General features: G+C 43.0%; 8 protein-coding genes. 7 read left to right on the forward strand and 1 reads right to left on the reverse strand.

All coding sequences use genetic code 11. The features are described from left to right. Nucleotides 1-816 precede the first annotated feature (816 nt). The 3 genes from NXX38_RS11715 to meaB all read left to right on the forward strand — a co-directional run bounded on the left by NXX38_RS11715 (nt 817) and on the right by meaB (nt 8,956). On the forward strand, nt 817-6,549 hold the full coding sequence (locus tag NXX38_RS11715) for an alpha-2-macroglobulin family protein (protein WP_258979528.1): 5,733 nt from the start codon (nt 817-819) through the stop codon (nt 6,547-6,549). A gap of 236 nt (nt 6,550-6,785) precedes the next feature. Then, nucleotides 6,786-7,853, forward strand: coding sequence for a DUF1573 domain-containing protein (locus tag NXX38_RS11720; RefSeq protein ID WP_195648573.1), 1,068 nt, complete (start codon nt 6,786-6,788; stop codon nt 7,851-7,853). Nucleotides 7,854-7,864: 11 nt separating this feature from the next. After that, the gene (gene meaB, locus NXX38_RS11725) at nt 7,865-8,956 is read left to right on the forward strand and encodes a methylmalonyl Co-A mutase-associated GTPase MeaB (protein ID WP_195648572.1); all 1,092 of its coding nucleotides are present in this window, start codon (nt 7,865-7,867) and stop codon (nt 8,954-8,956) included. Between the two features lie 89 nt (nt 8,957-9,045). Here the strand turns inward: meaB and NXX38_RS11730 are convergent, their stop codons facing one another. Next, nucleotides 9,046-9,963, reverse strand: coding sequence for a DMT family transporter (locus NXX38_RS11730; RefSeq protein WP_148366454.1), 918 nt, complete (start codon nt 9,961-9,963; stop codon nt 9,046-9,048). A 122-nt stretch (nt 9,964-10,085) separates the two neighbouring features. Between NXX38_RS11730 and NXX38_RS11735 the strand changes: the two genes are divergently transcribed. The 4 genes from NXX38_RS11735 to NXX38_RS11750 are packed head-to-tail and all read left to right on the forward strand — an operon-like array spanning nt 10,086 to nt 14,235. Next, nucleotides 10,086-10,940, forward strand: coding sequence for an AAA family ATPase (locus NXX38_RS11735; protein WP_195648570.1), 855 nt, complete (start codon nt 10,086-10,088; stop codon nt 10,938-10,940). Beyond that, nucleotides 10,918-11,934, forward strand: a complete 1,017-nt coding sequence (locus tag NXX38_RS11740) for a DUF4435 domain-containing protein (RefSeq protein WP_148366452.1) — start codon at nt 10,918-10,920, stop codon at nt 11,932-11,934. The genes NXX38_RS11735 and NXX38_RS11740 overlap by 23 nt, the downstream gene beginning before the upstream one ends. A 37-nt stretch (nt 11,935-11,971) precedes the next feature. Further along, entirely contained in the window at nt 11,972-13,312 is a 1,341-nt protein-coding gene (locus NXX38_RS11745) for a mechanosensitive ion channel family protein (protein WP_148366451.1), read from the forward strand. 26 nt (nt 13,313-13,338) lie between these two features. Beyond that, entirely contained in the window at nt 13,339-14,235 is an 897-nt protein-coding gene (locus NXX38_RS11750; protein WP_148366450.1) for an AraC family transcriptional regulator, read from the forward strand. Nucleotides 14,236-14,346: the final 111 nt, after the last annotated feature.

Here is a 14,346-nt window from a genome sequence, read left to right on the forward strand (position 1 = left end):
GCGTATATTACAATTCTGCTGTATAACAAATAAATTAATTGATGCAAATCAAGAAATATGCTATAAAACATAAATTTCTCTCTTTTTTAGATCAATGTATAAACAAAGGCTGTATTTTTGTGTTGTAAAACATGTAATTAGGAGGATAACAAAATGAAAAGTTTAAAAAGATTGTTTAGAAAGATCGGCGAAGCCGATGTACATGTTTGGGGATATTCAACAATTAATACCAAACCAAACAAGTAAGTTTTATTTTTTAGTTTTCAGGAATTAGTAATTTTAAAGGTTTAAAGATTATGGCAAAGAAAATGAGTTCTTTAGTTAGAAAAATCCTTAGTGAAGTAGGTCGTAATGAAATGCTTTCATGGGGGTACAGAATTGAGAAATGAGAACAAGTACATTAACTAAGTTTAGAGTGGGGATACGTTATTAAATACGATATCCCCATTTTTTATATCTAAAATTTTACATAAAGTTGTTTTTTGTACTGCTACAAATCCTGTATATCAATTAACTATCACAGGATTAGTGTAAGGTGCAAGATACTTTTGCATTTTTGAACTTGTAAGAGATAGGTTAATCTTATTGCAGAAGATAAACTTTTCAATTAAACAACAAATGGAGTGGCAGCCTTTGGACTTTTTATTTTATTCCAAAGTGAGTTGATTAATAGGCTAATGTTTATGCAATATGCTATAGGGCTGGTAGCTTGATAAAAGCTTTTTTTAAGCTAAAAAGTACAAATCTTTAAACTTTATTTCCTTACTTTGTTATTTATAAGAGTGAGACTTATATCAAACTTAAACTAGAAAGATTATGAAAGTAAAGCAGATTTGTATGATGGTGCTGCTATGGTTGGGAGTGATTCCGGCGGTACAAGCACAAACTTTCGACAAATTATGGAAAGAAGTGGAGCAAGCGGGGAAAAAGAGCTTGCCTAAGACTGTGATAAAACTGACTGATGAGATTTATCAGAAAGGGGAAAAAGAGAAAAACTCTCCACAAATGCTCAAAGCATATACGTGGCGGATGAAATATCGGGAAATGTTGAATCCCGACAGTCTTTATGCTGATTTGAAAGGACTGGAACAATGGGTGAAACAGACTGACCAACCAATGGATTGCGCCATCCTACACTCTTTGATAGCGGGAATCTATGCAGATTATGCGGCCAGTAACCAGTGGCAACTCCGCCAACGGACAGAAATCGTAGACCAGACACCTGCCACCGATATGCGTGAATGGACAGCTAATATGTTCATCGAAAAAGTGAGGACAAATATAAAGGAGGCATTAGCGGATTCTGTATTGCTGCTCAAAACGTCCTCACGCGACTATATTCCTTTTGTAGAACTGGGAGAAACGAGCGAATACTATCACCATGATATGTATCATTTATTGGCTTCCCGTAGCATTGAAGCACTGCAACGGGTGGAAGAACTGGGTAACAGGATTACTAATGACGGTACTGTGAATCCGGTAAAACAAGATATAATAGCTATTTATGGAAATATGATTTCCGCTTATAAAGCAGCCGGATTAAAAGAAGGTTATGTGTTGACAGCACTTAACTACCTGGAATGGAGATGGAATGCTGATCGGAATATTCGACCTCTCCAGGTACAGGGCGAACTTCCGGTACTGACGGAAGATACTTATCTGAAAGCTTTGAACACATTGAAAAGCAAGTATGCTTCCGAACCCATCTGTGCCGAAGTCTATTTGGCGGAAGCCCGGTATGCTATTGGAAAACAACAGCAGCTCAATGCATTGCAGCTTTGCGATGAGGCAATCCGCCTTTATCCAGGCTATCGCAGAATCAATGCTTTGAAAAATCTTCGGGAAGAGATATTGGCTCCTTATTTGAATGTTTATGCATCCGATTTGGCTTTTCCGAACGAAGAGATAGAATTGAGGGTCTCACACAAAAATCTGGATGGTTTCACTGTCCGTCTTTATCAGGCGAAGAAACTGATAAAGGAACAACATTACGCTGTGCTTCGTCCGAAAGATTACCGGACGCAGGACACTGTGTTTACATTCAAAGCTCCCGAGCTTGGATCTTACGTGATGCGTATCATACCTGATATTCGTGCGAAGAGAGATAGTGAAAGTAAGTTTGATGTAACACGTTTCAAAGTGCTGACGTGCCGTCTGCCGGAAAAACAGTATCAAGTGGTGACGCTGGATGGACAGACAGGGCATCCTATTCCCCATGCGAAAGTGACAATGTACAGTAATGACGAAAAAGTGTTGCAGGAGTTTACGACAAACGAAGAGGGTAAGGTCGTATTTCCCTGGAAATCCGAATACCGCTATCTGAAAGCTTCCAAGGGGACGGATACGGCAATGCCGAAACAAGGCATTTATGCAGGAAGTTACGGATATTACGGCGACGAAGATAAAGTGACTGAAAATATGACTTTATTGACCGACCGTTCTTTGTATCGTCCCGGACAGACTGTGTATGTGAAGGGAATTGCTTATTCTCAACAATCGGATACGGCGAATGTACTTCCGAACAAGGGATATACGGTGACTTTATTGGATGTAAACAATCAGGAAGTAGGGCAGAAGTCGGTACGTACTAATGAGTTCGGTTCGTTTACCACCGATTTCGCATTGCCTTCGGCCTGTCTGAACGGAATGTTCTCTTTGAAAGCGGGAAGAGGCCGTACAAGCATTCGGGTAGAAGATTATAAACGTCCGACATTTGATATCACTTTTGAAAAGCAACAAGGAAGTTACAAACTGGGTGATGAGGTACAGGTGAAGGGTAAGGTACAATCTTATAGTGGTGTGCTGCTTCAGGATCTTCCGGTGAAATATACGGTAAAGCGTTCTGCATACAGCCTTTGGCGGTTTGCGGAATCTGTGCAGATTGCTTCCGGTGAAGTGATGGCCAATGAGAATGGAGAATTTACGATACCGATTCGTCTGCAGGAAAGTGACTCTTATAAGAATAATGATAAGGTATATTATCGTTATTCCATTGAGGCCACTGTTACCAATGTGGCAGGTGAAACACAATCTTCTACGGACGTGATTTCGGCAGGAAACCGTTCGTTGGTTTTGCAGGTGGAATTGCAAGATAAGACTTGCAAGGATCAACCCTTCGAAACAATATTTAAAGTACAGAACCTGAATGGACAACCTGTGGAGGTGAAGGGGGATTATTACTTGTACCCTGCCAAAGACAAGGACTTTAAGCAGCTGGAAGAGAAACCGGTTGCAACGGGAACCTTTACTTCTAATGAAGACATGACGCTCGACTGGAAGAATCTTCCATCGGGACCTTATGTGCTGAAAGCATCAGTGAAAGACAATCAGGGCAAGGAAGTGACTGCTGACACCAACACGATTCTTTTCTCTGTCGAGGACAAACGTCCGCCTGTAGAAACGACGATGTGGTTCTATGGTGCAAATACGGAATTTGATGCTGCTCATCCGGCCGTGTTCTGTTTCGGTACGTCGAAAAAAGATGCTTATGTGATGATGAACGTATTTTCTGGTGATAAATTGCTGGAGAGCAAGACGTTGAATTTGTCAGATACGATTGTCCGTTTCGAGTATCCATATCGGGAAAGTTATGGGGATGGTGTCTTTGTGAATCTCTGTATGGTGAGGGACGGACAGGTTTATCAGGAACAGGTACGGCTGATCAAACGGATTCCTGATAAAACGCTGGCTATGAAGTGGGAAGTGTTCCGTGATAAATTGCGTCCGGGACAAAAGGAAGAATGGAAGCTGACGATTAAAACGCCGCAAGGGCAGGCTGCCAACGCGGAAATGCTGGCAACGATGTATGATGCCTCCTTGGATAAAATATGGAATCGTAAGCAGGAATTTTGGGTGTATTACAATCAGATACTCCCTTACTTTAATTGGATGAGTGGGTATTCCGGCAATAATTCGTTCAATTACTGGTGGAATACGAAGAGTCTCAAAGTGCCATCACTGGAGTATGACCACTTTGTGATGCTGTTGAATTATTATAATAGCGGAGGAACGGATGAAATAATGGTGAGAGGATATGGCTCGACGAGAAAGTTGACGGTGACAGGTAGCGTTTCGACATTGGACGTTGCAACTTTAAGGAGTAATGCGCCAAAGATGAAATCGGCTATGGCTGCTGATGCCATGACTAATGTTGAATTTCAATCGGAAATGATACCCACGGGAGAAAAAGCGGATGAGGCATCTGACAACGAAATGCTTCCCGAAGCATCTGCCGACTTGCGTACCAATTTAGCAGAAACAGCATTCTTCTATCCTCAACTTCGCACCAATGAACAGGGAGAGATCTCTTTCTCTTTCACGATGCCCGAAAGTCTGACGCGTTGGAACTTCCGTGGATATTCTCATACAAAGGGAATGTTGACGGGAACATTGGATGGCGAAGCTGCCACAAGCAAAGAATTTATGCTGACTCCTAATCTCCCTCGTTTTGTGCGTGTGGGTGATAAGACTTCTCTGGCAGCTTCTATCTCTAATATGACTGGTAAGCCGCAAGCCGGAACGGTCAGTCTGGTCCTTTTTGACCCGATGACAGAGAAGGTTATCAGTACACAAAAACAGAAATTCAGCCTTGCTGCCGGAAAGACAATGGGTGTGGACTTCCAGTTTACCGTTAGTGATAAATACGAAATAGTGGGATGCCGGATGATTGCCGACAGTGGTACTTTCAGCGATGGAGAACAACAGTTGCTTCCGGTTCTTAGCAATAAAGAGCATTTGGTGGAGACACTTCCAATGCCAGTGCGTGGAGAAGAAACCCGTACTTTCTCACTCGATCATCTGTTCAATCAGCAAAGTAAAACAGCCACAGATCGTAAACTAACTGTTGAATTTACAGGAAACCCGGCTTGGTATGCCGTTCAGGCATTGCCTTCATTGAGTCTTCCGACAAGTAATAACGCTATTTCCTGGGCTACTGCCTACTATGCCAATACATTGGCCTCGTTTATCATGAACAGTCAGCCGAAGATCAAAGCGGTATTTGAAAGTTGGAAACTGCAAGGAGGTACGAAAGAAACGTTCTTGGGCAATCTGCAAAAGAATCAGGAAGTGAAGAATATCATTTTGTCCGAGTCTCCCTGGGTGCTCGAAGCACAGACGGAAGAGCAACAGAAAGAGCGCATCGCCACCTTGTTTGATTTGAATAACATCCGTAGTAATAATATCGCAGCTTTGACTCGATTGCAGGAGTTACAGAACTCAAACGGGGCATGGTCCTGGTATAAAGGAATGAACGGCAGTCGATCTGTAACTACCTATATCGCCGAACTGAATGCCCGTCTGGCTATGCTGACAGGTGAGAAATTAAGCGGATCGGCTCTTTCTTTGCAACAGAAGGCTTTCGCTTACCTTCATCAATCAGCTTTGGACGAGTATAAGGAAATCCTGAAAGCACAGAAAGACGGTGTGAAGTTTACGGGCGTTTCGGGCAGTATTCTGCAATATTTGTATCTCATCGCTATTTCGGGAGAGCAGGTACCCGCAGTCAATAAAGCGGCTTATACCTATTATCTTTCTAAGGTAGGAGAATTGCTGACTTCTCCTTCGATGGATACAAAAGCGATTGCCGCCATTGTGCTTGATAAAGCCGGACGCAAGAAGGAAGCGCAGGAGTTTGTCGCTTCTCTGAAAGAACATCTGACGAAGACAGATGAACAGGGAATGTTCTTTGCTTTCAACGAGAATCCGTATACATGGGGCGGAATGCAGATGCAGGCTCATGTAGATGTGATGGAAGCGCTGGAACAGACAGGCGGCAATACCGATACAGTGGAAGAAATGAAACTTTGGTTGTTGAAGCAAAAGCAGACACAACAGTGGAATTCTCCGGTAGCTACTGCCGATGCGGTATTTGCATTGCTGATGAAGGGTACTAATTTACTCGACAATCAGGGAGATGTACGGATTGTGATTGCTGATGAAGTGCTGGAAACTGTTAGTCCAAGTAAAACGACTGTTCCCGGATTGGGATATATCAAACGTTCTTTCACACAGAAGAATGTGGTGGATGCCCGCAAGATTGAAGTGGAAAAGAGAAATCCGGGTATTGCCTGGGGAGCTGTGTATGCAGAATTTGAATCTCCTATGAGTGATGTGAAACAACAGGGCGGTGAACTGAATGTTGAGAAACAGTTGTATGTGGAGCGTACGGTGAATAACGTGCCTCAATTGCAACCTATTACTGCCAAAACGGTTCTTCAGGTAGGTGATAAAGTCGTTTCCCGTTTGAGCATCCGCGTAGACCGTCCGATGGACTTTGTACAGTTGAAAGATCAGCGGGGCGCTTGTTTCGAACCGATTGGCGGCATTTCCGGTTATCGTTGGAACAACGGGCTTGGCTATTACGTAGACATCAAAGATGCATCGACTAATTTCTTCTTCGATCATTTAGGAAAGGGTGTATACGTGTTGGAATATAGCTACCGTGTCAGTCGTGCAGGAACTTACGAAACAGGTTTGGCAACTATGCAGTGTGCTTATGCACCGGAATATGCTTCTCATTCTGCTTCGATGACAATTATTATTAAATAGTTCCGGCAGGGGATTTTTATTCTCACCGATGAGCGAGGCGTTCCTCACCGATGAAGAGGGTATTCCTCACCGAGGAAGGCATCCTTCCTCGGTGAGGAACTTTTTTCTTATAAACAGGGGCTTACAAGGAATGCTATTAAGTAAAGTCTTTTCCCAATCTGTGTTAATCTGTGTAATCTGTGGTGAAAAACTCATCTAAAACCCCTACATTTGTGCACCAAAATAAAAAATATCGCATGAAACGTAGTTTACTATCTATATTAACTTTGCTTACTGTCGCTTTGGCAGCCGTTGCCCAACCGCGTATCTCTTCAAATAAAGAGACACATAACTTCGGACAAATAGAGTGGAAACGTCCGGTGGCTGTGGAATATACCATCACTAACACGGGAAACCAACCGTTGGTGCTGACCAACGTCACGACCTCTTGTGCCTGTGCCGTGGCCGACTGGACGAAAGAACCGATTGCTCCCGGAGGAAAGGGAGTAGTAAAGGCTACTTTTGATGCCAAGGCGTTAGGGCATTTTGAGAAGTCAGTAGGCATCTATAGCAATGCCAGTCCGAGTCTGGTTTATCTGAAGTTTACCGGCGAAGTGGTGCAGGAAATTAAAGATTATACCAAGCTGCTTCCTCATGCCATCGGAAATATCCGTTTAGATCGTGATGAGTTTGCTTTTCCTGATGTTTATCGCGGACAGCAGCCTTCATTGACTTTCAACATCGCCAATCTTTCCGATCGTCCCTACGAACCGGTGCTGATGCACCTGCCTCCTTATCTGAAAATGGAAGCGGAACCTAAAGTGCTGTTGAAAGGTAAGAAAGGAACTGTTAAACTGACGTTGGATGCAAGCCAGCTGAAAGATTATGGATTGACACAAACATCCGTTTACCTTTCCCGTTTTTCCGGTGATAAGGTGAGCGAAGATAATGAAATACCGGTTTCGGCTATTCTTCTTCCCGACTTCTCACGTATGACAGAAAAAGATTCTCTGAACGCTCCTGCCATGCGTATTTCTGAAACGAACATCGACCTGAGCGTGCCATTGATAAAGAAGAAAAAGGCAAGCCACGACATATTGATAGCCAATGCCGGAAAAACTCCGTTAATTATCAGTAAGTTGCAGGTATTTAATTCATCGGTAGGAGTGAGCCTGAAAAAGACAGTGCTTCCCCCGGATGGAATGACGAAACTTAAAGTGACCATTCGTAAGCGTGACGTAGGTAATAAGAAACATCATTTACGTATCTTGATGATAACGAATGATCCGCTACGCCCGAAAGTCGAAATCAATATCAAACGCTAAATCCTATTGTTATGGAACATCCTGAAAATAGTGAAGAATATAAGGGACTTGTTGTCAATAAAGGTATTGAGCAACCCTCATCTGTGAATCCCTACTTAAAGCGGAAACCTAAGAAACGCCAACTTTCAGTAGCAGAGTTTGTAGAAGGTATCGTAAAGGGTGATGTCACTATATTGAGTCAGGCTGTGACATTGGTGGAAAGCGTAAAGCCTGAACATCAGGCTGTCTCACAGGAAATCATCGAGAAATGTCTGCCATTTTCCGGCAATTCGGTTCGGATCGGTATCAGTGGTGTTCCCGGTGCGGGAAAGAGTACGTCGATAGATGTATTCGGTCTGCATGTACTTGAAAAAGGGGGCAAGTTGGCGGTATTGGCTATCGATCCCAGTAGTGAACGCAGTAAAGGCAGTATCTTGGGAGATAAGACGCGTATGGAACAGCTGGCCGTACATCCTAAATCGTTCATCCGCCCTAGTCCGTCAGCCGGTTCATTGGGAGGAGTGGCACGTAAAACACGGGAGACGATTATTCTTTGCGAAGCTGCCGGATTTGATAAGATTTTTGTGGAGACCGTAGGAGTGGGACAGAGCGAAACGGCTGTTCACTCGATGGTTGATTTCTTCCTGTTGATTCAGTTGTCCGGTACGGGAGATGAACTGCAGGGGATTAAGCGTGGTATTATGGAAATGGCAGACGGTATCGTTATCAATAAGGCCGATGGAGATAATCTGGAACGTGCCAAGTTGGCTGCCACTCAATTCCGTAATGCATTGCATCTGTTTCCTGCGCCTGAATCCGGATGGACTCCCAAAGTCTTGACTTACTCCGGTTTTTATAATCTGGGAGTGAAGGAAGTCTGGGACATGATTTACGAGTACATTGATTTCGTGAAAGGAAACGGCTATTTTGAATATCGCCGAAACGAACAAAGTAAATATTGGATGTATGAAAGCATTAATGAACAACTTCGTGACAGCTTTTATCATAATCCGAAGATTGAAGCGATGCTCTTAGAAAAAGAACAGCAGGTATTGAAAGGTAACCTGACTTCGTTTATAGCTGCAAGAAGTCTGCTCGATACTTACTTTGAGGATTTGAAATAAGGCTTTAAATTAACAAGATTCTAATTATTAAAGAATACATTTAGCATAAGCGGGTAGGAAACGTTCAGTCTTTCTACCCGTTTATACTATTAATGAAGCTTTTCTGTTTTTTCAAGGTCAGCTCTCGATTTACTTTGAGTCACAATATATACTCCCAAGAATACGAGTGCGATGGCAATCCCTTTTTCCCAGCCAAAGTTTCCGATACCCATTGCAATTGCCGCAATTGTAGCCACGATCGGTTGCATATAATTGTACATGCTGACTACCGTAGGACGAAGCAGTCTCTGCGCAGTCATAATGCAGAGATATGCGAGGAAACTACCTCCTAATACGACATACAATACCTGTATGATAGCAATTGTGGAAACAGAAGTCCATTGAATCGTAGAAATATCATAATAGGAGAATGGAATATAGCACATCGAAGCATAGATGAACATCCATTTGTTAATCGTTACTGCTGAATATTGTTGAGATAATCCTTTGAATACAGTTAAGTATATGGAGAAACTGATTTGCGCAACGAGACAAAGCAAGTCACCAATCAGGCTTCCGTTTCCGTTACTTCCTGCCTGGCTGCTCACAATGAGAATGAGTGCTCCCATAGCACCTACAAAAATTCCCATTACTTTCTTATTGGTAATAGGTTCTTTCAAATAGATGGCCGCTACAACCATTGTTACAATCGGTAGAGTAGTAGTTACGATAGAAGCATCGATAGGAGAAGTCATAGAAAGTCCGAAGATAAACACTCCTTGATTGAATACTAGCGCAAAAAGTGAAGCAAAGAAGATTTTCAGCATATCTTGATGATTCACATGTTCCTGTTTACAAAATATAGAAAGAATCCAGAAAGCTGCTGCTGCTCCCACCATACGGAACGTGGTAACTGAAATTGCGGAAAACTCTTGAAGAGCTGACTTACCGATGGGAGACATTAATCCCCACATAACGTTTGCCGTAAGCGCAAACAAATGACCATACAGGTTCTTACTTTTGTCCATGTTGATGCTATTTATTTTACTATATTTCTGATATCATTAACAATCAAATAGAGAAAACGGTTGCAAAGGTAGCTTTTTATCGTATGATTTGTTTATATTTGCCTTGATTAAACTTGAATATTATGGAACAACAAGCCAATTATATCCGTCGTATCGAGATACACGGACTATGGGAACGCTTTAATATAGGATGGGATTTGCGTCCCGATGTGAATATCCTCTCCGGCATCAACGGAGTGGGGAAGACTACCATTCTGAACCGTTCGGTAGGATATCTCGAGGAACTTTCCGGTGAAATGAAAAGTGACGAGAAGAACGGAGTGCGTCTTTTCTTCGACAATCCCCAGGCAACCTATATCCCCTATAATGTGATCCGGAGCTACGACCGTCCCTTGATTATGGGAGACTTCACCGCCCGTATGGCAGACAAGAATGTAAAGTCCGAACTGGATTGGCAACTCTACCTGTTGCAACGCCGTTATCTCGATTATCAGGTTAACATAGGCAATAAGATGATCGAAATGCTTTCCAGCGATAATGAAGAGGAACGTCGCAAGGCGGCCACACTGTCTGTGGCTAAGCGCCGCTTTCAGGATATGATTGACGAACTGTTCAGCTATACACGTAAAAAGATAGACCGGAAACGGAATGATATTGCTTTCTACCAAGATGGCGAACTATTGTTTCCTTATAAACTATCGTCCGGCGAAAAGCAAATGCTGGTTATTCTGCTGACCGTACTTGTGCAGGACAACAGCCACTGCGTATTGTTTATGGATGAGCCGGAAGCTTCCCTTCACATAGAATGGCAGCAAAAATTGATTGCTATGATACGTGAACTGAATCCGAATGTGCAGATCATCCTGACTACCCATTCACCTGCCGTCATTATGGAAGGATGGCTGGATGCCGTGACAGAAGTAAGCGATATATCTACCAATATAAATAAAACTGATGGCAACTTCACTACGAGATAATCTGACTTCTTCCTATTTCAATGCCGCCCATAAGCTTTATCCGAAAAAAGCCCGCCGACGTATCATCGCTTATGTAGAAAGCTATGACGACATCGCTTTTTGGCGCACATTGCTTGAAGAATTTGAAGATGATGAACACTATTTCCAGGTGATGCTTCCTTCGGCCACCTCCTTGGCAAAAGGAAAAAAGATGGTACTCATGAACACGCTGAATACAGCCGAACTGGGGAGAAGCCTGATTGCCTGTGTGGACAGTGACTATGATTTCCTGTTGCAGGGAGCCACCAATACCTCCCGTAAAATCAACCGGAACAGATATATTTTTCAGACTTATACCTATGCTATTGAAAACTATCATTGTTTTGCCGAAAGCCTTCACGAGGTATGTGTGCAGGCCACATTGAACGACCGTTCCATTCTCGACTTCAATTCCTATCTAAAGAGATACTCCGAAATAGTATATCCGCTTTTTCTTTGGAACGTATGGTTCTATCGCCAACGGGATACTTACACTTTCCCGATGTACGATTTCCATACCTATACCTCTTTGCGTGAGATTAACCTCCGGAATCCGGAAAAGAGTCTGGAATCACTCCAACAACGGGTTAACCAGAAGTTGGCAGAGTTGAAAAAGAAATTTCCTCATAACATCAATCAAGTAAACGGACTGCAGGCTGAATTTAAAGAGCTGGGGTTGGTGCCGGAAACTACTTATTTGTATATGCAGGGACACCATGTGATGGATAATGTGGTAATGAAACTTTTGATTCCGGTCTGCACTGTATTACGCCGTGAACGGGAACAGGAAATCAAACGACTGGCCGAACACAATGAACAATTCAGAAACGAACTGACTTGTTATCAGAACAGCCAGGTGAATGTGGAAATCATGCTCAAGAAGAATGTAGCCTACAAAAGGCTCTTCCATTACGATTGGTTGCGGCAGGATATCAGTGAATATTTGGAAGAAGGAAAAAATAAACAGAAATCATAAATAAAAGAAAAACTAAAAGAGAGAGAGAAGATTGCTTATGAAAGAAGTAAAGGAAGTAGTTGATACTGTGAGTATAGCATTGGCAAATGGACAGCCGGAAGAAGCAGGTAATGTAATGATGCAAGAAGTAAACCATGCTTTGCTTTCGATGGGAGTAGATGAAGTCTGGGCAGATAAGATTGATAACTTTATCATCTTATTGTGCATAATCGGAATCGCTTTATTAGCCAATCTGATTTGCCGCAAGATTATTCTGCGTACCGTAGCCAGATTGGTGAAACAGACGAAAGCAACCTGGGATGATATTGTATTTAATGATAAAGTGATGCTGAATATCAGCAGATTGGTAGCACCTATTTTGATTTATATATCTATCCCTATCGCATTTCCCGAACATGCGGACTCCGGTTTGCTGGACTTCCTTCGCAGACTTTGTATGATTTATATCCTGGCAGTCTTTCTTCGCTTCGTCAGTGCGCTGTTCACAGCCGTTTACCTCGTATATAGCGCACGTGAACAATATAAGGACAAACCTTTGAAGGGACTTTTGCAGACAGCACAAGTCGTTCTCTTCTTTATAGGAGCCATTATTATTATCAGTATCCTGATAAAGCAAAGCCCGGTGGTGCTGCTGACCGGACTGGGAGCTTCTGCTGCCGTTTTGATGTTAGTCTTCAAGGACAGTATCATGGGATTTGTCTCCGGCATCCAGCTTTCTGCCAATAATATGCTGAAAGTGGGCGATTGGATCACGATGCCGAAATATGGTGCGGACGGTACGGTGATAGAGGTAACATTGAACACCGTAAAGGTGCGTAACTTTGATAACACCATCACCACCATTCCTCCTTACCTGTTGATTAGTGACTCTTTCCAGAACTGGCAGGGAATGCAGGAATCCGGCGGACGCCGTGTGAAACGTTCCATTAATATAGACATGACCAGCGTGCACTTCTGTACACCGGAAATGTTGGCAAAATACCGGAAGATACAACTTTTGACGAACTATGTGGATGAAACGGAAAAGGTAGTGGAAGAATATAATAAGGAGCATCACATCGACAACTCCGTATTAGTGAATGGACGTCGGCAAACAAACCTGGGAGTTTTCCGCGCCTATCTGACTAATTATCTGAAAAACCTGCCTACCGTCAATCAGGATCTGACCTGCATGGTACGTCAGCTCCAGCCTACCGAAACCGGTATTCCGTTGGAACTTTATTTCTTTTCTGCCAATAAAGTATGGGTTGCCTATGAAGGCATACAGGCAGATGTTTTCGATCATGTGCTTGCCATTATTCCTGAATTCGATCTGCGTGTCTTCCAGAATCCGTCGGGAGCCGACTTCCATCGGATAGGGGTAAAGATAGAAAACTAATCAAACGTTTATAAATTACTACTACTATGACTACACCGTTATCCAACCAGATTATCCGTGAAATCACTCCTTTATCAGATAAGGATTGCTTTTACATTGCGGAGCGTTATAAAACGGAATTCACTTATCCTATTCACAATCACTCCGAATTTGAATTGAACTTCACCGAAAAGGCTGCCGGGGTGAGGCGGATTGTAGGAGATTCTTCCGAAGTGATAGGCGACTATGATCTGGTGCTGATAACGGGAAAAGACTTGGAACACGTCTGGGAACAGAACGACTGTCGTTCTAAAGAGATACGGGAGATTACCATCCAGTTTTCTTCCGATCTTTTCTTCAAGAGCTTTATCAATAAGAATCAATTCGATTCTATCCGCCGGATGCTGGATAAGGCACAGAAGGGACTTTGTTTTCCCATGTCTGCCATACTGAAAATTTATCCGTTGCTGGATACGCTTGCTTCCGAGAAACAGGGATTCTATGCAGTCATCAAGTTTATGACGATACTGTATGAGCTTTCTCTCTTTGAAGAAGAAGCCCGTACGTTGTCCAGTTCGTCTTTTGCCAAGATAGATATTCATTCGGACAGCCGCCGTGTGCAAAAAGTGCAGGAATATATCAATGCACATTATCAGGAGGAAATACGTCTGGGGCAATTGGCTGATATGGTGGGAATGACGGATGTGTCGTTCAGCCGGTTCTTCAAACTGCGTACCGGAAAGAACTTATCTGATTATATCATAGACATTCGTTTGGGCTTTGCTTCCCGGTTGCTGGTCGATTCTACTATGTCTATTGCCGAGATTTGTTATGAGTGCGGTTTCAATAACCTTTCCAATTTCAACCGTATCTTTAAAAAGAAAAAGAGTTGTTCGCCCAAAGAGTTTCGTGAGAACTACCGGAAGAAAAAGAAATTGATTTAGTGATTGGCGAGGGGATAGAGACCGGTTGACGCTAGTCCCCCCGGACTCCGTTTTTTCTGCAAAGGAAGCCTCTGGAGATGCTCTGGACGAGGGCTTGTGCCAGCGGCTTGT

It is taken from the genome of Bacteroides sp. BFG-637, assembly GCF_024793605.1.
Classification (GTDB): Bacteria; Bacteroidota; Bacteroidia; order Bacteroidales; family Bacteroidaceae; genus Bacteroides; species Bacteroides vicugnae.